This is a genomic window from Candidatus Puniceispirillum marinum IMCC1322, from assembly GCF_000024465.1.
GTDB lineage: Bacteria > Pseudomonadota > Alphaproteobacteria > Puniceispirillales > Puniceispirillaceae > Puniceispirillum > Puniceispirillum marinum.
Map to the genome: position 1 here is coordinate 1,269,343 of NC_014010.1, position 19,371 is coordinate 1,288,713.

At 48.9% G+C, this 19,371-nt stretch carries 18 protein-coding genes; 4 read left to right on the forward strand and 14 right to left on the reverse strand.

Annotated elements, in window-relative coordinates; translation table 11 throughout:
• Positions 1-34: 34 nt before the first annotated feature.
• The 4 genes from SAR116_RS06040 to SAR116_RS06055 all read right to left on the reverse strand — a co-directional run bounded on the left by SAR116_RS06040 (position 35) and on the right by SAR116_RS06055 (position 4,610).
• Positions 35-661 (reverse strand): helix-turn-helix domain-containing protein, encoded by a 627-nt coding sequence (locus SAR116_RS06040; RefSeq protein ID WP_320410303.1) that lies wholly within the window; start codon positions 659-661, stop codon positions 35-37.
• 136 nt (positions 662-797) lie between these two features.
• On the reverse strand, positions 798-1,217 hold the full coding sequence (locus tag SAR116_RS06045) for a DUF983 domain-containing protein (RefSeq protein WP_013046058.1): 420 nt from the start codon (positions 1,215-1,217) through the stop codon (positions 798-800).
• Between the two features lie 213 nt (positions 1,218-1,430).
• Positions 1,431-4,106: a S8 family peptidase gene (locus SAR116_RS06050; RefSeq protein ID WP_013046059.1), complete on the reverse strand. Its 2,676-nt coding sequence runs from the start codon at positions 4,104-4,106 to the stop codon at positions 1,431-1,433.
• Positions 4,107-4,283: 177 nt separating this feature from the next.
• Positions 4,284-4,610: a TraR/DksA family transcriptional regulator gene (locus SAR116_RS06055; RefSeq protein WP_013046060.1), complete on the reverse strand. Its 327-nt coding sequence runs from the start codon at positions 4,608-4,610 to the stop codon at positions 4,284-4,286.
• 176 nt (positions 4,611-4,786) lie between these two features.
• Here SAR116_RS06055 and SAR116_RS06060 point away from each other — a divergent pair, with 176 nt between their 5' ends.
• The gene (locus SAR116_RS06060) at positions 4,787-5,680 is read left to right on the forward strand and encodes a DMT family transporter (protein WP_013046061.1); all 894 of its coding nucleotides are present in this window, start codon (positions 4,787-4,789) and stop codon (positions 5,678-5,680) included.
• Between the two features lie 27 nt (positions 5,681-5,707).
• On the opposite strand, the gene SAR116_RS06065 is transcribed toward SAR116_RS06060, so the two are convergent.
• Both SAR116_RS06065 and SAR116_RS06070 read right to left on the reverse strand, forming a co-directional pair.
• Entirely contained in the window at positions 5,708-5,917 is a 210-nt protein-coding gene (locus SAR116_RS06065; RefSeq protein WP_013046062.1) for a hypothetical protein, read from the reverse strand.
• Positions 5,918-5,950: 33 nt separating this feature from the next.
• Positions 5,951-7,006, reverse strand: coding sequence for a dipeptidase (locus tag SAR116_RS06070; protein WP_013046063.1), 1,056 nt, complete (start codon positions 7,004-7,006; stop codon positions 5,951-5,953).
• A gap of 200 nt (positions 7,007-7,206) precedes the next feature.
• On the opposite strand from SAR116_RS06070, the gene SAR116_RS06075 reads away from it, so the two are divergent.
• Together SAR116_RS06075 and SAR116_RS06080 are read left to right on the forward strand one after the other, a co-directional pair.
• Positions 7,207-8,241, forward strand: coding sequence for an ABC transporter ATP-binding protein (locus SAR116_RS06075; protein ID WP_041860800.1), 1,035 nt, complete (start codon positions 7,207-7,209; stop codon positions 8,239-8,241).
• A complete protein-coding gene (locus SAR116_RS06080) occupies positions 8,241-10,235 on the forward strand; it encodes a beta-galactosidase (protein ID WP_013046065.1) in 1,995 nt (664 codons plus the stop codon). The genes SAR116_RS06075 and SAR116_RS06080 overlap by 1 nt, the downstream gene beginning before the upstream one ends.
• On the opposite strand, the gene galK is transcribed toward SAR116_RS06080, so the two are convergent.
• From galK to SAR116_RS06110, 6 genes are all read right to left on the reverse strand, one after another.
• Complete coding sequence (galK, locus tag SAR116_RS06085) at positions 10,230-11,324, reverse strand: galactokinase (protein ID WP_013046066.1); 1,095 nt, start codon at positions 11,322-11,324, stop codon at positions 10,230-10,232. The genes SAR116_RS06080 and galK overlap by 6 nt on opposite strands.
• Positions 11,317-12,375, reverse strand: coding sequence for a galactose-1-phosphate uridylyltransferase (galT, locus tag SAR116_RS06090; protein ID WP_013046067.1), 1,059 nt, complete (start codon positions 12,373-12,375; stop codon positions 11,317-11,319). The genes galK and galT overlap by 8 nt, the downstream gene beginning before the upstream one ends.
• The gene (gene melA, locus SAR116_RS06095; RefSeq protein ID WP_013046068.1) at positions 12,375-13,703 is read right to left on the reverse strand and encodes an alpha-glucosidase/alpha-galactosidase; all 1,329 of its coding nucleotides are present in this window, start codon (positions 13,701-13,703) and stop codon (positions 12,375-12,377) included. Before melA ends, galT begins: the two co-directional genes overlap by 1 nt.
• 18 nt (positions 13,704-13,721) lie before the next feature.
• Entirely contained in the window at positions 13,722-14,573 is an 852-nt protein-coding gene (locus SAR116_RS06100) for a carbohydrate ABC transporter permease (RefSeq protein ID WP_013046069.1), read from the reverse strand.
• A 2-nt stretch (positions 14,574-14,575) separates the two neighbouring features.
• On the reverse strand, positions 14,576-15,508 hold the full coding sequence (locus tag SAR116_RS06105; RefSeq protein ID WP_013046070.1) for a carbohydrate ABC transporter permease: 933 nt from the start codon (positions 15,506-15,508) through the stop codon (positions 14,576-14,578).
• Between the two features lie 94 nt (positions 15,509-15,602).
• Complete coding sequence (locus SAR116_RS06110; protein ID WP_013046071.1) at positions 15,603-16,844, reverse strand: ABC transporter substrate-binding protein; 1,242 nt, start codon at positions 16,842-16,844, stop codon at positions 15,603-15,605.
• 210 nt (positions 16,845-17,054) lie between these two features.
• Here SAR116_RS06110 and SAR116_RS06115 point away from each other — a divergent pair, with 210 nt between their 5' ends.
• A complete protein-coding gene (locus tag SAR116_RS06115) occupies positions 17,055-17,912 on the forward strand; it encodes a helix-turn-helix domain-containing protein (RefSeq protein ID WP_190275472.1) in 858 nt (285 codons plus the stop codon).
• Positions 17,913-17,933: 21 nt separating this feature from the next.
• Here SAR116_RS06115 and SAR116_RS06120 read toward each other — a convergent pair whose 3' ends face one another.
• Together SAR116_RS06120 and phoU are read right to left on the reverse strand one after the other, a co-directional pair.
• A complete protein-coding gene (locus tag SAR116_RS06120; protein ID WP_041861225.1) occupies positions 17,934-18,638 on the reverse strand; it encodes a response regulator in 705 nt (234 codons plus the stop codon).
• Between the two features lie 26 nt (positions 18,639-18,664).
• The gene (gene phoU / locus SAR116_RS06125; RefSeq protein ID WP_013046074.1) at positions 18,665-19,369 is read right to left on the reverse strand and encodes a phosphate signaling complex protein PhoU; all 705 of its coding nucleotides are present in this window, start codon (positions 19,367-19,369) and stop codon (positions 18,665-18,667) included.
• Between the last annotated feature and the right edge of the window lie 2 nt (positions 19,370-19,371).

Below are 19,371 nucleotides of genomic sequence, written 5' to 3' on the forward strand. Positions count from 1 at the left end.
TGTACTCAGTCACATTCAGTCTGCATTATATTTACTAATAAATTGGTGGGGCGATCACCCAGATCAGGATGGCTGGCACAGTGCCTTCATTCACCCATGACACGGTTTCGCCAGCAAACCGGAAGCTGTCACCAGCCCGCAACTCAAAACGGTCACCATCAATAAACAACACAAGGCTACCTTCAATAACATAGCCTGCTTCTTCGCTTTGCCTGACAAACGGTTCCGGGCAGCGAGCGCCTGGGGCAAATACCGAATGGACAATCTCAAACGCACCGCCCAGATCAGGCGATAACAGGCTTTCAACCAGACCTTTGGTATCGTCACTCATCGACCGGCGCGAATCTCCACGCACGACAAATTGGCTTTCCGGATCATCGCTACTTGATGAAAAAAAGAAACTGACGGGCAGATTAAACAAGCCGGCAATACGGCGGATATCTTCTAATGCGGGTTCTGACACGCCGCGTTCAACCTGTGACAGCCAGCCAACCGAGCGTTCAAGATGATCGGCAAGATCGCTTAGCGTCCAGTTACGTGATCGGCGCAAGGCGCGAATGTCACTGCCGATCTGCCCTGTTGAACGCAGTGGCGCACTGGCACTGGCACTCGAACTGGCACTCGAACTGGCATTTGGTTGTTTTTCCATCTTCACAAGCATCTGAAACACTCTCTTTCCCCCTAACATTGCGAGGAGAAAATGAAAAAATCAAACAAATTTTCATGTAAAAACGGATTTAGGTGATTATTTTCATTTTGCTACTATGGTTGCCCTGAATGCCAGCGTCAAACACCGATCACTGACGGTTATGCGTTTCGTCACTTTGATCTAGGGAATTGGGTGCCATATCCTCACCTGTTGCGCCCGTCATCCAGATCAGCGCGATAAATAATCCCTTCGCACGCGGCAAAATCACATAGACGCCAATCAGCATGATCACCGACAGAATAGCGCAGGCAATCCATAGCGGTATCGAATCATCGCGCCCGAAATAGAGCATCAGCGGCACAACCACATGCCCAAGTACCAATATGGTGACCCAGGCCGGGCCATCATCAGCACTGATATGGCTAAAATCACTTTTGCAGGCTTCACATTCTGTGACTGGTTTAAGATAGCCACACAACAACGTGCCAATCCCGCATTGCGGACAGCGCCGCCTTAAACCGCGTGTCAAAGCGGTACCATATGAAAGCGAAGAAGATGGGGTCTGCATTCGTCTGATCCTGCTAGCTGTAAGGCCAAATTGTTACCACTACAGCTAGCATGATTTGGTCTGTCTGCCTATCGATCCGGCATGCGCCACAGCGCCACAGGCTGATCTGAGAGGTGATACTTATTCCAACGCTAGAAACTGGCGATAAGCCCGGCATTTATGTGGCGATTTGCTGGCCTGTCCTATATTTGGTTTGGTGATACTGTTCCAACGCTAGAAACTGGCGATAAGCCCGGCATTTATATGGCGATTTGTCTTGCCTGCCATATTGCCCCAGTTCTGATGCGATGCGGCTTCGACAAACCAGCGAAATGCGGCATCCCCATATGATCGCGCTTTGAGTTGCCGCACATAGGATATATGCGCGATCCGGTGCCGCTTTGGCACGGCAAAATCAATCTGGTCAACCGCCACATTATATTTACCTGTCATATCATACCCTTTGACGCTATGTTGCGTCATCGCGCCCTGACGCACCGCCAAGGGCAGTCGATAGCCAATCGCGATATAATCTTTATCTGCAATCACGTCGGTGACGGTCAGCCGCACATCGGCACTATCGGCATCCAGCGACATATCATCGACATAGGCATTGTGACGAAAATCAACCTTTGTTTTGAGCGTCATATAATCAGCCGACATCCTCATGCGCGCGGACAGTGCGGCCGCCGCACCAAGATGCAGATAATTTGTTCTGGTAGCCTTATCAAGCTGGAACGCCCCTTCGCCACGACTTGCCAGAAACCGTCCATGTTCAAAAAACTGACCTGCCGACAAGCTGATCTTTGAGGATTTGTCGCGATGCGCCAGCGATATACCAACATCGTCAAAGCGATATGAACCATCATCATCAGCCCGATCAGTACGCGTCGAAGTACCTGTACCACCTAACTGTCCGCGCCCAGTATAAATGCCCAGCCATAGATTTTCATTCAACGCGGTATCAAACCGGCCTTGCATATGATCGCGACTATGGCTTCCCAGCCCAGCCCACATGCTTTTATTCGTCGATGACGGCATCATGCTATCGGCGGTCTGTGCCTTGGCAAAGGCAAGATGCGTGCGGTAATGCGTGCCTTGAATGTCACCAAACATATCAAAGGACACACCCTTTCCGCGCTGGCCAAAGCGGTCATCCGACAGGCTGTAAAACAGGCTACCATCGCCATCAAGCGCCACCGTGCGCGATGCCGCACTGACCTTGCCATGATGAAACTGCATCAAGGAATCAAGGCTGGGGGCTTTACGTATCGGTGCCTGTAGCGGCGTTTTCATCTGATAGGAACGGTTATATTTGTCAAACACGCCCGAGGTCAGCGACTGCCCCGCCCCGCCATTGCCAAAAGCGGTGGAAAAGGCCACCGCATTCTGCCGAGGGTCAAAACCGGATAGCGGGCTGGCATGCCGCCCCGCGGCCCTTGTCGCACCTATCGGCTCTAACGCTCTGGCCAGATTCAACAAGCCATGACCATAAACATCGTCAACTCCGGGCGCACCCAGGTCAGTCGCCGTATCAAGCACAATCCGCACAGCCGCTTCGGCGGTTAGTTGCGGGTCTTTGCCTTTCAGAACCGCCAGCGCCCCCGATACCATCGGCGCCGCCATTGATGTGCCGGAATAAACACCATAGCCATGAAACGCACCCACACCTGTCTCACGGCGATCAAAAGTTGACAAAATACGTGTTCCCGGCGCGGCAAGACAATAGGCCTTGGCAATACCACATCCATTACTGAACGGGGCAATTCTATTATTCCGATCCGTCGCCACTACAGCCAGCCATTTACCAACCGCATCACCATTGGCCACAAAATAAGCTGATAAAAGTGACGGGATATTGGCAGGTGTATTTGTCTTGGCAATCTGGCTATCCGTTGGCTTTAAAAAACCAATCAGGGTGCGTTCACCCTCGTTCAGATAGTTATGAATATCTTCACCTGCGAATTTTTCTTTATAAATATCTATTTCACCTGTTTCGGCGTTCCAGCCATCATTACCTGCGGCGAACACAGTCACGAATTTATTCAGCTTCACCTGTTCCCGTAAATCCTGATGGTTAAATTTGTTAATGAACGCGCGATAGTCAGCTGCCCCACGCGGTTGCAAGAAATATCCCTTTTTACCCCCAGCCAAAGCCACTTCCTTTACCCTTGGACGCAAAGTATATCCCCAGCTATTATTCATGACAAAGGCACCTGTGTCATCATTGATGTACTTCATAATGTTTTTTAGCTTGGTGGCTGAATTTGCAGCATATTCATGATCAGGATCTATATCAGCAGAAAATTTATATCTGTTTGGAATACCGCTTAGTACATATCTTACAGGAATGATTTTGGCACCTGGTGCCACGCCTCTTACGCCGCGCCCATTATCGGCGGCGGCAATAATACCCGCAACATGCGTGCCATGCGAAATACTTTCACGCCCACGATCAAGCGTTGGCCCATGATCTGATGAGGGCCGTCTATCAAGAAAACTGCGCCCTACAATTTGGCCATCGGGGCGCTTGAGAATATTATCCTGCAATTCAGGATGATCTACATCAACGCCGTCATCAACAACGGCAACCTGAACATTCGCGCCGGTATTTCTGGCCTGAATCGCGCTACCCAGCCCAATCCGGCCATGCGCATAAGATAGTCGTTGATGATTGGAAGGCCCCCAACCAGTGTATATACCTGCAACAGGGTCATATATGATGGTACTACTATCTCCCAACCAAGGTTTGCCGCTGGTTTGCAAGCTGGCAAGGCTTGTGGTTGCCCCACTCCCACCGCCACCGCCGCCACCGCAGGCGGCAAGCGTGCCTAAAAGCAGAGCAGGCAGAATGTAACGAGGGAAAAAACGACGTGAACCGGATGTATATGCAGTCTGGCGCGGTATCATCAGCAACCCCTTTGATTCGATAAATTGAACCAAAAGGGTACGCAAGACGGGTTAAATAAACGTTAGCATGACTGATATTCTTTATTTAATTACAATATGTTACATTATTTAACACTAATATACTGAGCTGGCCTACCCCGCCAGATCGGGGCGAATATCCCAAGGCAGATATAAATGTCAAACCGCGCATGACACGCAGGTTGTAACGGCCGGATCAATTTGTAGCCGTGCGGGCTTGATCGGCTCATCGCATCCAAGGCAATATCCGTAATCGTCCGCCTCGATACGTTGCAAGGCCGCCGCCAGAATGATTAGACGCTGTTGCCGTCTTTCTTCACGTGCCAGATCCATGGATTGCTGTTGCATCGCATCCATACGCGACAGACGGCCAACCGATTGCTGATCAAGCGTGACAGGATCACGGCCCGATTTACTGCTTTTACTCAAGCCCTCAAGCTCGGCTATTTCGGCCAGAATCAGCTTTCTAAATACCGTAACATCCATTCGGACACCATTTTACCAGTCGTTCTGATCGCCCATCAGTACAGCATATATAACGCCTGATGAAAATGATTGACCTGACCCGCTTGCAACATCACAGTGATGCCACACCTTACCAATACGATCATACACATACACATACACATACACATACACATACACTAGGGAGATACCATCATATGTTAGCACGATGTCTGCCCTGGATATTTATGCTGTGTATGGGGATGTTATGGGGGGGATCCTTTTCGGTTGCCAAGATTGCGATCAATGCGGGCGGCACCCCGATGGGCGTCGCCTTCTGGCAAGCGGTCATCGCAAGCGCTCTTTTACTAACATATACGCTGTTGCGGCGCCGACCAATGTCGCTGGGCGTCGAACAATTACGGTTTTATATCGTCGTTGGCTTGATGGGTATTGCAATACCGGGCGTATGTTTCTATCTGGCCACGCCGCATCTGCCCGCGGGCATATTGGCCATCACCGTAACCTTGGTACCTATTCTGACCTACTGTCTTGCCCTGTCACTCAGGCTTGAGCAGATATCATGGCGGCGTGTAACCGGCATTATCTTTGGTGCCTGTGCGATCCTGCTGCTGGTGGCGCCCGAGAGCAGTCTGCCAAACCGAAGCGATGTACCGTGGCTATTGCTGGCCTGCGTTAGTCCGCTATGCCTTGCAGCCCAAAACATTCTGCTAGCACGTTGGCATATTGCCGGTCTGGGGCCAATAAGGACTGCCTGCGGCATGAATCTCGCGGCCGCGGTGATCTTGCTACCTGTCACAGCGGTCAATGGTGACCTGTTCCTGCCAGCATTTCCGTTTGGCACCATTGAATGGGGGGTTGTCGGTCTAGCACTGATAGCAACGATTGCCTATACGATGTTCGTTATGACAATTGATCGCGCCGGACCGCTTTTTGCCAGTCAGGTTGGCTATGTTGTCACTTTGGCAGGTGTGTTTTGGGGTATGCTTTTATTTGGCGAAAGCCATTCGGCATGGGTCTGGGTATCTTTGGCAACAATGCTGGCGGGTCTGGCGCTGGTGACACCCCGCAAAACTGGCGAGACAGGCTAGACTTTAATTTGGGGCTAGAATTTGGCGCTAGAATTTGGCAAACGCCCATAGCGCAACAAAAAGCACAATCGGCACGACCATCAAAGCACTGCCTATATGCTTTAAAAATTTCGGCATAATGCTGATCTGCTCTTTGATAGCATAACGTTTTTCCAGCGATTCGGCGCCGATATAAATCCCGTAACCGATACCTGCCACAATAATAGCGATCAGCGCATGCGGGTTAATCTGCTCCATATCACATTCCTTTATCTTTTAAAGGCAGTCTGATCACCCCATGTTATGGGCAAGTAACCGCATCCAGTTTGCATGACAAAGTTTTGTCATAAGAGCGTCATTATAACCATGCGCATACATCGCATTGCGAAAAGACGTAAGTCCAGCACAATCACCCATATCTTCGGGAATAACGGCACCATCAAAATCTGATCCCAAGCCAACACGGTCTTCACCCAGATGTTCAATCAAATGGTCAAGATGCCGAAGCAGAACATCATAATGAACATCGGCCAGCATCTTGCCATCGGCGCGTAAAAAGGCGACGGCGAAATTCAACCCAACCATACCATCACTTTCGGCAATCGCCGCCAGCTGTCTGTCGGTGAGATTGCGGGCATGCGGCGACAGCACGTGGCTATTGGAATGCGTCGCTACAAGCGGTTTGGTACTGTGTTTGGCGATATCCCAGAAACCGGCTTCGTTCAAATGCGACATATCCAGCATGATACCCAATTCATCACAGCGTTTAACAAGCCGGATACCATGTTCGCTCAAACCCCCACCAATATCACCTGTGCTGGGGAACCGAAACGGGACGCCTTCGCCGAAAATGGTTGGGCGGCTCCAGACCAGCCCCAGCGAGCGCAACCCTGCCCGATAAAAGATATCCAGATTATACAGATCGGCATCGATCGCCTCTGCCCCTTCCATATGCATGATGGCAGCCATGATTCCGCTTTGCATACAGCTACGAATATCATTTACGCTAGTACAGATTTTCAGCGCGCCCAGCGTCTCAAGCTCGACAAGTATCACTGCCTGTTGCAAGGCAATCGGCAAGGCGTCACTCAAATCAACTGCCGGTGGTAATGGCAGATCATAACTATCCTGAGTCATCAATTCGAATTTGAGAGCAAGATCAACTGGCGACGGGACATATATGGCAAAAAACCCACCAGCCAAACCGCCTGACGTGGCCTTTATCAGATCAATATGACCATCACGACCGGTAACAAAGCTAGTGGCGTGATCGCGTCCACCAGCCTGAAACAGGCGGAACAAGACATCGTTATGCCCGTCAAAAATCGGGATCTCGGCTTTATTCATCACGACTCCAAGTGATCAAAATCATACATTGAACAGATTATTATCCATTCAACACCTTTGGCTAATCCGGTGCCATAAAAACCTGTGCTTGATTACAAATTAGTTGGTAAAGCCAAAAACTGACTGTTAGGATTTAAATACTTAGACCAACCGAATTGGGGATCGTCAACGGCATATGACCAATGACGAAGCAAAGAAATATGGCTGATTTAAACCTAACAAATATTCAAAAATCTTATGACAAGACTGAAGTCATCACCAATCTCAACCTGAGCATAAAGTCAGGTGAGTTTGTGGTATTTGTCGGGCCATCTGGATGTGGAAAATCGACCCTATTACGTATGATCGCCGGGCTTGAGGATATTTCTGGTGGCACCCTTACGATCAATGACGAAATCGTCAATGATGTAGTGCCTGCCGAGCGCGGCGTGGCCATGGTGTTCCAGTCTTATGCGCTATATCCGCATATGACCGTATTCGACAACATGGCCTTTGGTCTGCGACAAAGCAAAACCCCCAAACCAGAAATTAACCGCCGCGTAAATGGTGCCGCGGCCATATTGCAAATCACCGATTATCTGAAACGCTTGCCCAAGCATCTATCAGGTGGCCAGCGCCAGCGTGTGGCTATCGGACGTGCGATTGTACGCGACCCAAAGGTATTCCTGTTTGATGAACCCCTGTCAAATTTGGATGCGGCCTTACGCGTGCAAACCCGGATTGAAATCGCCAAACTGCATAATGACCTTGATGCCACTATGGTCTATGTGACCCATGATCAGGTTGAAGCCATGACATTGGCGGATCGGATCGTGGTTCTGAATGCCGGTAATATCGAACAGGTGGGAACCCCGCTTGAACTCTATAATGCCCCTGCCAATAAATTTGTTGCTGGCTTTATCGGTAGTCCAAAGATGAACTTCATTCCGACAGGTCACAAGACATTAAAATCAGCATCACATAATGCGGCCGAAATTGGCATTCGTCCAGAACATCTGGTCCTTACCACCAAAGCCAAAGCCAAACTGTATGGCAGCTTGCGGCATATCGAACAGCTTGGTGAGTATGCGCTAGCCTATATTGATCTGGGTGACGGTATTGAAATCACCGCCAAACTTGAAGGCGAATCTGGCTTGCAAAATGGCGCCAAAATGCCTCTGACCTTTGATACCAGCAAACTTCATCACTTTGACGCTAATGGTGTTTCGCTAGCCGCTGGCACGGCATCCGCTTAATGTCGTCAGCATCTGAATCACATGCACAATTTCCCGCGCTTGGCGTTTGTTATTATCCTGAACATTGGCCAGAAGATATGTGGGAAGCTGATGCTAAAGCCATGGTCGCGGCAGGCATCTCATGGGTGCGTATTGCCGAATTTGCATGGTCACGGATCGAGCCGCAACGCGATAATTTTACATGGGACTGGCTTGACCGTGCGGTAAAAACGCTGGGTGATGCGGGTCTGAAAATTACCATGTGCACGCCAACAGCCACCCCGCCAAAATGGCTAATTGATGAAATGCCGGACATGATTGCCATCGAAGCTGACGGTACCCCACGACGTTTCGGATCGCGGCGTCATTATTGCTTTTCGCATCTTGGTTATCGCGCAGAATCACGGCGGATCACCCAAGCCATTGCCGCGCGTTATGGCCAAATGGATGCTGTTGCCGCATGGCAAACTGACAATGAATATGGCTGTCATGACACTATTTATTCCTATTCGGCGGCGGCAAAGGCCGGGTTTCAGGCATGGCTGGCTGACCATTACGGCACAGTTGCAGAACTGAACAAAGCATGGGGCAATGTGTTCTGGTCGATGGAAGTCGGTGATTTTAGTGAGGTTGAACTCCCAAACCTGACTGTGACCGAAGCCAACCCTGCGCACAATCTTGATTTCAGACGCTATAGCACGGCGGCCGTTGTCACCTTTAACCGTGAACAGACCGATATTCTGCGCCGCTTATCACCAGACCGACCGATAGCCCATAACTATATGGGTGAATTTGCCCAGTTTGATCATCGACCCGTTGCCGCCGATCTTGATATTGCGTCATGGGACAGCTATCCGCTTGGTATGTTGCAGAATATGCAAAGCTATCCAAGCGCCAATACCGAACGTGATCAGAAAACCTATGCTGATTGTATGCGGACAGGCGAACCCGACTTTCAGGCTTTTCATCATGATCTATATCGCGGCATGGGGCGATTATGGATCATGGAACAACAACCGGGGCCGGTAAATTGGGCAAAATACAACCCTGTGCCACGGGCTGGCGCGGTGCGTATGTGGAGTTGGGAAGCCATCGCGCATGGCGCTGAACTGGTCAGCTATTTCCGCTGGCGACAGGCCCCCTTTGCTCAGGAACAGATGCATGCTGGCCTGATGTTGCGCAATAATGAACCGGCTGTCGGCCTTGCCGAGGCAAAACAATTTGCCAGCGAACTTGATCTGCTGGACGGCGCTGACACAATACAAGCGCCGATCGCGCTGATACATGATTATGAAGCTGACTGGATTAGCGCACTTGATGGCCAAAGTGATGATTTTGCCTATCTGCCTTTGATGTTGGATTTTTACCGTGCCATTCGCCGGCATGGTGGCTCGGTTGATATCATTGGGCCGCATGATGATATTAGCGGTTATGCGCTGGTTATTGTGCCCTGTCTTATGCATGTGCCAGATAGCCTAGCGCATCAGATAGAACATTTTGACGGACAGCTTTTGATAGGTCCACGCACTGGTGCGAAGACAATCGACTTTCAACTGCCTAAAAATTTAGCACCTGGTCCGCTAGCCAGTGTCACTGGCGTTACCATAACCCGCGTTGATGCTGTGCCTGCAAGCCAGACAATATCCGTGTCAGATGATGAAATATTAGGCAATTTCAAAATCTGGCGTGAACATGTAACAGCGCAAGGCACCGTCCTAGCAATGGGCGAAGATGGCTATCCAGCAGTTATAAAAAGCAACCGTACATCCTATCTGGCGGGATGGCCTGATGCCGCGTTAGCCAATAATGTTATCAGCCAAGCCATGCAACAAGCTGGCATCACAACACATGAAATGCCCGGTTATTTGCGTGTCCGCCAACGTGGCAACAAACTGATTTTTGTCAATTACGGTGACCAGATGATGACCATTCCCAATAGTTTTTCAGGCACATTCATTCTGGGCATGCAAGATGTTCCCCCCGCTGGGGTCAGCATCATGCATGTTGATTCATAGCCCCTCGATACGATCTACCAACCAGGCATTAGGGTTCGGTGATCTGAAAGTCTCGAGGATATGATCGCCTTGTTCCCGCGCACATAAAGCAACAACACAACCGCCAAAGCCTGCGCCAGTCAGCCGCGCACCGATCGCCCCTGCGCTTTTCAAATTAGCCACAAGATCATTCAATATAGGTGACGACACATCAAAATCAGCATCAAGTGACGTATGGCATTCATCCATAAGCTGACCAAATTCATCTGCCTTGCCTGCTTCCAATGCAATGGCCGCTTTCTGAACGCGTATATTTTCCGAAATTACATGGCGGGCGCGTTTTTTTAATAACGGATCGGCAAGCCTATCACACGAGATCAGATCAGCATCTCGAAGTGATGCCACGCCCATTTCACTGGCTGCCTTTTGGCATTGGGCCAGCCGTTCATTATAGGCACCTTCGGATAGTTTGCGATCCGCACCCGAATGGATAATCAGAAAATCATAACCGGGAAAAAGAGGTATGCAGCGCGTGTTCATAGACCTCACATCAAACAGCATCGCCTGGCCTACAGGTGCCACAGCCGCGACCATCTGATCCATAATCCCACATGCAGTGCCCACAAAATCATGTTCTATCTGCTGTCCCATCCGCGCTAAATCGGCTGGGCTAAGCTTATCAAATCTGGCTGGGGTCAAAGCACCTATTGCCCGTAAAAGCGCAATTTCAAAAGCTGCTGATGATGACAACCCAGCCCCAGCAGGCACTTGTGATGATACGGCGATATTGATACCGCATTTACCATCATGCCCCACCGCAAATCCATTCAGGCGCGCCATCGTCAAGGCTCCTGTTACAAAATCCAGCCAACTTCCATCACAGGGGCTATCAACCAAGCGATCAAGCGCATCAAATCTGTCAGATATACCGCAGATCATATTGTCTTGGCGGGGCGATAACGCAACAACCGTATGATGGCGTAGTAATACCGGCATTACCAATCCCTCATTATAATCGGTATGTTCACCAATAAGATTAGCCCGGCCATGCCCGATAGCGACAGCTTCCGGCACCGCTGAAAAATGGCTTTCGAATAAGGCGCTAGACATTTAGCTTCGCCTTGCCTGCCAATAGCTCGGCTGCCTGTTCAGGGGGTATGTCAACCAGAAATGTACCCGTAATTTGTTCAACCGATGCCAGATATTTCAACTTGTCAGCACTTCGGCGTAATGGTCGGAAAGCACAATAAAAATGAAATGTGTCCTGCATTCCACGCGGGGCCGTGTGCCAGCCCAAAGTATATGGCATTGGCATACCATGCACGGCATCAAGGCGCGAAACGGCATCATGCATCAAGGCAGCGAACTGAACTCGTTCATCAGCAGTAAATTCAGCCGGTGATGCCATCTGTCGATGTGGCACAACCCATGTTTCAAATGGATAACGCCCCCATTCCGGCACCATAACAATACCACACTCATTTTGCGCCAGAATAAGCGCCGGATTGATATGTGCAACTATATCACCAAGCGGGTTGCTATGCACAAAACTATCAGCCTCGCGCGCGATAAGAGCCGGAATATGCGACAGGGCATAAATCTGGCCATGCGGGTGATCAAGCGTTACACCAATTTCCCGCCCCCTATTTTCAAAGGGAAGCACATATTGAACGCGTTCATCCTGCATCAAGGTGTCCCAGCGATGACCAATTGCCGCTACCAACAAGCTGATCCGATCAACGCCAATCGTGGCAAAAGATGAATGATGATCTGCACTATAGCAAACCACATCACAAAATCCGATTCCTGGCGCGGTCTCAACCCCCAATTCAGGTGGCGTCCCTGCTTCGGCTGATAAAGCGGAAAAGCGGTTTGTAAAGATCGCAATCTCATAATCGGTAGCCGGCATATCGGTAAGCTTGCCACCTTTAACAGCCGGACAAAGCGGGCAATCGGCAGCATCTGGTAAAAAGGTACGACCCTGGCGTGTACTGGCGTGACACACCCATTCGCGTAGTAACGGATGCCAGCGCATATGTGCGTCTGCACCTTGCACCGCTGGCAAACTTTCTAGTAGCTCATAATCACGCGCGGTTTCGGAAAACAGCCACAAGCTTCGACCATGACCACGATCAACATATTTTGTGTGAAAGTCTGTCATTAGCGCAAAGCTGGCAACCAACCAGCATGTGCATCAAGAAGCTCATCAACCATCTGCCATATCTGATCAAGGTTGAGCTCGGCACCGGTATGCGGATCCATCATCACCGCGTGATAGACATGCTCCTTTTTACCGGTGATGATCGCTTCAACAGTTAGCGACTGAACATTTATACTGCTTTGCATGATTGCGGCAAGATGCGGCGGCAGATCATCAACACTCTGCGGTGTGATACCCCGTTTATCAACAATACACGGTACCTCGACACAAGCATTGGCGGGTAAATTGCCAATCAATCCGTCATTCAACACATTGCCATTTATGGTATCAGGCACGTCATTCACCACCGCATTTATGATACGTGCGGCATATTCAACCGACTTTTCACATATAATGGGGCTATCCGATAATAGTGCCTGTTCCTGCGCATCCCATTTTTCGATCTGGTCTTCACAACGACGAATATATTCATTGATGGGAATATCAAATTGTTTGATCAGTTCCGGCTGGTCATTCTTGATAAACCATGGCGTATATTCGGCAAAATGCTCGGATGACTCGGTTACAAAATAGCCAAGCCGCCTTAGCATTTCATAGCGTACATGATTGGTACAACCATCGTAATTCGCCCCATAATTTCGGCCATCAATCAATTTATGCAGACGTGGATAGAGATCCTCGACCCTGCCATCAGCATGGCGCTTGGCAAATTTGGTATAGAAGGCAACATGGTTTATTCCAGCGCATTCAAATTCAATATCATCAATGGACTCACCTAGGTCGCGCGCCAGATCAATCGCAGTGCCCTGAACCGAATGGCATAGACCGACATAACGCAAATCAGGCACCATCCGCGACAAAGCCAGACAGTTGATCGCCATTGGATTGACATATTGCAACATCAGCGCATCAGGGCATATATCCATCATATCACGCGCAATTTCGGCTAGAACCGGCACTGTTCGCAACCCCCGCATCACCCCGCCAACGCCCAATGTATCGGCGATAGTCTGCGTCAGACCGTATGTGGCCGGAATTTCAAAATCAATAACCGTGGATGGTTTATAGCCACCGACCTGAATCATGATGATAACAAAATCCGCACCTTGCAGCGCTGTGCGGCGATCCGTTGTCGCGGTTATCGTTGGCTTGGCATTGACCGTGGCGCTGATTTTTTCAGCCACTAATTGCGAGGTTTTCAACCGTTTTTCATCAATGTCCTGAAGCGCCACATGGCAGTTTTTAAAACAGTCTTCCAGCAACACATCCGTCAGGATATTCTGCATGAAAACGGTGCTACCAGCACCTATCATCGTAATTTTTATCATCTATTTACCCTGCACCAATCAGCCTTTACTGGCGCCAAAAGTGAGGCCTGCAATGAAATGCTTTTGCATAAGAAAGAAAATAATCACTGGCGGCAATGCCGCCATAATCGACCCTGCAGAAATAAGGTGATAGGCAGAAATCCATTGCCCGTTCAGTGACTTCAGACCCGCCGTAACAGGCATCGCATGCTGTCCCTGGATCAGAACAGTTGCCCAGAAATAATCATTCCAGATAAAGGTGAAAACAAGCACACAAAGCGCGGCGATTGCCGGACGGATCAAGGGCAAAACCACTGCCCAAAAAATCTTGAATTCAGACGCACCATCAATCCGCGCTGCCTCGACAAGCTCATAAGGCAAAGCACGGATGAAATTACGCATAAACAGCGTACAAAATCCGGTCTGGAAGGCAATATGGAACATGGCAAGACCAGTAACGGTATCATAAAGCCCTATCTGAAAAGTCAGATCACGCACCGGAATCATCAAAATTTGAAAGGGAATGAAATTGCCCGCGACAAACAGAAAGAAGATCAGAAGGTTACCCTTGAACCGGTAAATCGCGAGGGCAAAACCAGTCATACAGCTCAGAGCCACAGCGCCAATCACCGTCGGGATAGTGATTTTAAAGCTGTTCATGATGAACATGAACATGGGTGTATTGGTAAAAACATCTGTCAGATTCTGGATCGCCTGCCATTCGCTTGGAACGCCCCACAAATTACCCGACGTAATATCCGCAGACCCGCGAACCGCCGTCATCACCACCCCAAGCAAAGGCACCAGCCATATAAGCAAAGCCACTGGCAATGCTATTTTATAAAGCATCTGATTAGTCGGATGCGTTTTTTCAATGGGCGTCGGGAACATACCTATAGCCCCCGCTTTTCATCGCGATACATGCGATAAATGAAAAATAAAATATAGATCATCATGATCGAAAAAAGTATCGTGGCGATCGCCGAGCCATACCCCATGCGATAGCCATATTCGCTCAAGGCCTGCTCAAACATGAAATAAGCCAACACATTGGTCGATCCCCACGGACCACCCTGCGTCATGATAGCAATCATATCAAAACTTCGCAGTGATCCGATAATCGTCACCACAACAGCGATAAAGGTAGCTGGCCGTAATTGCGGCAGAATAATATTCCAGAATAACGAAAATCCGGTTGCCCCATCCATCCGCCCTGCTTCAATCTGATCGGCGCTTACATTGTTAAGTCCGGTAAGATAGAGGATCATGCAATAGGCAATTTGCGGATATAACCCAGCAAAGATAATGCCATAAGTAGCGTAATCTTCATCTGCCAGAATCGCCCAACCTTCAAGCCCTACCAGATTGAGCAACGGTGCGATAATACCGTAATTTGGCTCGTAGAACCACGTAAAGACCAGACCAATGACAACTTGTGAAATAACAAATGGAAAAAAGAAAAGTGACTTTATAACCCGAATACCAAAAACAACTTGGTTGAGAAACAAAGCGAGCGCGAGACCAATAGGCACCGCGGCCATAAAACAGACAAGCCAGCGGACATTGTTCCACAGCGCCGTATAGAACTCTTCGTCATCCATCAATTCTATATAATTTTCCAACCCAACATAGGTGGCTGGAGACAGCCCGTCCCACTGATACAGGCTGATCGAAATTGATGACATGATTGGCCACAAAACATAGACAGCAAACAATAAAATACCCGGCATAAGGAATAGCCACGGCATAAATGTTTGCTGGTTACGCTTCCACCAACCCGACTGACGAAGCGTCACATTTGTTTGTGCGTCCTGTGCTATTGTCATCAGTCTAACCAAATTAGAAATTGAAATCAGAAACTATAAACAAATGAATAATAAAATGGGAAGGCCAGCGATAGCTAACCTTCCCTGATATATATTACTTATAGACGCGCTGACGCGCTTTTTCCAAACGCTTGAGAATAGCGTCCCGACGTTCAGGCTTCACCATATATTCCTGGAAACCCTTCATGCCGGCAGATGCCATTTCAGCCGGGGCATCGCGGTCATAGAACTGTGCCATCGCATAGGCATTGTTCAGCATGTCGTTACCTGCCTTGAGAAATTTATCATCCTTGACGGTTGATTTATTATTGATCGGCAACTGGCCAAGAATGGCGTTGATTTCGGTCTGTACATCGGCGCGCGCCATAAAGATCAAGAAACGCTTGGCGTCAGTCTTGTTCTTGGCATTTGCTGGAATGTGGATCGTATCAGTTGGCGCTTCTTCAGCCATTGGAATACCTGGGGTGATTTCCGGAAACTGGAAAAAGCCAAGTTGATCGTCAGTCAGACCAGCCTCACGCAAAGGTGCAACAGCAAAGTTACCCATCACATACATGGCGGCTTCACCCTTAACCATAGGTGTCAATGCTTCCTGCCAGCTATAGGCCGCATGGTTCTCAAGGAAATAGCCTGGCTTGACCAGCTCGTCCCACTTGTCAAAAGTGGCTTGCACGCGTGGGTCAGTATAAGGCACCTTGCCAAGCGCAAGATCCATATGGAACTCATAACCATTCGTCCGCAGGTTCAGATAGTCAAACACACCGGCTGTTGTCCAGAGATATTTAGACCCAATAGTAATTGGTGTGATGCCACCCGCCTTTAACGTGGCACAGGCCGCGACAAAATCTGCCCATGTGGTTGGGACAGCAATGCCCATCTTTTCAAAGATGTCTTTGCGATAGTAAACGCCCCACTGATAGTAAGTATAAGGCACGCCCCACTGACGACCAGCGATGGTCATGGACTTTTTGGCATGCGCCATTGAACCGGTCAGCTCACCATCTTGCCAGCCTGTATCATCCCAGATGTCGGATACGTCTTCGAAAAGACCGGCCTTGACAAAGGGACGCATGCGGTTACCTGCATACCAGTTGGCAACATCAGGCGCGTCCGTTGTCAAAAAGTTACGGATAGACTGCTTATAGCCTTCATGGTCAAACAAATTCAGTTCGACAGTCACATCTGGATTTTCAGCTTCAAATTTCTTGATCATCTTTTCGAACGCTTCTTTTGGCGCTGGATCAGATGTATCAGTGTTGATAACAAGCGTGCCAGCGCTTGCGGCTGTTGCGGCCATTGCTGTAGCGGCAATCATCCCCATCAAAAATTTTTTCATTAGTCCCTCCCAAGAATTTTATGCATGTCATGACAGCAATGCCCACAGGCAGAGTGCTATTACCTACCTTGGAACGGAATTAGTATGCAAACATCCTAAAAAGTCATAAAATATTCTGGTATTATCATAAAAACGAGTTTATTTACGTATATGGAAACAATTCGGTCACGAATCCATAGCCCCAGTGAACAGCCAGTGCGGCAAATTTATATGCAACCGCAAACGCATCTGCATGTACCAGAAGGTTTCTTTGTCGAACATCATATTCCTGATGTCATGGCGCAAACCCATATGCATGGTCATATCGAGATCAACTACCTATCCAGAGGCAGCATGATCTATCAATTACCAACCGGCAATGTCCATATTCCGGCAAAACGGCTGGTACTGTTTTGGGGGCAGGTGCCGCATCGCGTGATCAAGGTGAATGATCCTGATTCCATCCATATTGCCTATTTACCCTTGTCGCAGGTTGTGACTTGGCCATTACCTGATCAGCTGATGCAATATCTGTTTGATGGTACGTTTGTAGCCAGTGACAATATAAATAATCTGGACAGTCCGTTGATGACACGCTGGCTTGACGATTTTCAGACCGATGATCCGCATCGGGCATCTTTGGCCATTGCTGAAATTCAACTCAGATTACGGCGCATGGCTATTGATGGATGGCATGCACTAGAGCTATGCAACGATGCGTATATGAGTACAGCATCGGCAAATCGAAAATTTAAACGTAAGGCTGCGGCCCGCAAAGTGCAGATGATGGTGGCCTTTATGGCACAAAATTACACTCAGACATTACATGTGGCCGATATTGCAGCCGTAGCTGGCATCTCAAAAGGCTATGCCATGGCTATTTTTACCGCTTTTATGCGACGGTCACTCACACAATATGTGAATGAATTACGCTTGAATCACGCGCGCGCATTATTGATGGACACGAATGACAAGATTGTCAGCATTGCGCTGGATTCGGGCTTTGGATCACTATCGCAATTTTACAGTCTGTTTCATAAGCAATTTGGCGTTGCCCCCTCGGCCTATCGCGATAGTACACGGCGGTAAGGCTGGTTACGGCGACAAAGATTAGCTAATTGTACCTAGGGCATACCCGCCGCCCCGCACTGTACGGATCAAATTTGGGCGCTTGTCATTGTCCGATGCCGCGCCATTAATCGCTTTACGCAGACGACTGAAATGCACATCGACTGTTCGCTCTTCGACAAACACGCCATGTCCCCAGACCCGATCAAGCAACAGCGGGCGGCTGAACACCTGACCAGGACGTTCAAACAATGTCAAAAGCAATTGATATTCCTTGGGGCCTAGCGGCACAGTTTTACCAGCTCTGCGCACTTCCATTCGGCTAGGGAAAATCTGCAAATCTTCAAATTCCATCATATCGCTTGCCAAAGCAGGACGCGCGCGGCGCAGCAGGGCTTTAACACGCGATACCAATTCGCGCGGGGAAAAGGGCTTGGTAATATAGTCATCTGCACCCGTATCTAGCCCCAAAGTCCGGTCACCTTCTTCTCCTCGGGCACTCAGAATGATAACAGGCAGGTCTTTGGTTTCAGTCCGTGAGCGGAACAGCCGACAAACCTCAATCCCCGACATATGCGGCATCATCCAATCCAGAATAATCAGATCAGGTTGCAAATCCTCAACCATATTGACCGCTTGCCTGCCGTCAGCAGCCTCGAAAACGGTAAAGCCTGCCTGCCGTAAATTGAACGAAAGCAACTCAAGCTGGTTTGGTTCATCATCAGCAATCAGGATTTTTGCATTCATCATTACGGTTACCCATTCACGCTATACTAGGATAATTTTGAGCTGCTTTTATCAGCCTTGGGTCTTTCATCATCAAGCTGTACACCTTCGACGAGGAAATATATTTCTTCGGCAATACCGGTCATATAGTCACCGATACGCTCAATGTTTTTGCCTATAAATAGCAAATGCACACCACTACCAACCATTTTACTATTATCCGTCATCATTGCGATGACCTCATTGTAAAAGGCTGTATGCATGTGGTCTAACTCAACATCACTGTTACGAAGGTCAATCGCAACTTTGGTATCAAGGTTATGATAAGCTTCCATGGCATCATTCATCATTCCCTCGGCCATGTGACCCATGCGCCCAATATTCACATCTGGAATGGTTTCATGTCCTGACGCTGCCATGGCTTTGGTTCGCCTTGCGATATTCTTGGAAAAATCACCAACACGCTCAAAAATGGATGCAATTTTAGAAGCCACCACAACCCGGCGCAGATCAGACGCTCGCGGTGAACGCAGGGCAATAATCTCAAAGGCATTCTGGATAATTTTAGCCTCCAGAACATCAAGTTCTTTATCACCCTTGATAATCTGATCAAGTATCTTTTCATCCTGCGTGGCAATCGCATCAAGCGCCATGACAAACCGCTCCTTGGCCAAATTGCCGAGCTGTTCAATACGCATGTTCAAATTATTCAAATCATCATCAAATGCTGAAACAATATGCGAGTTTTCCATGT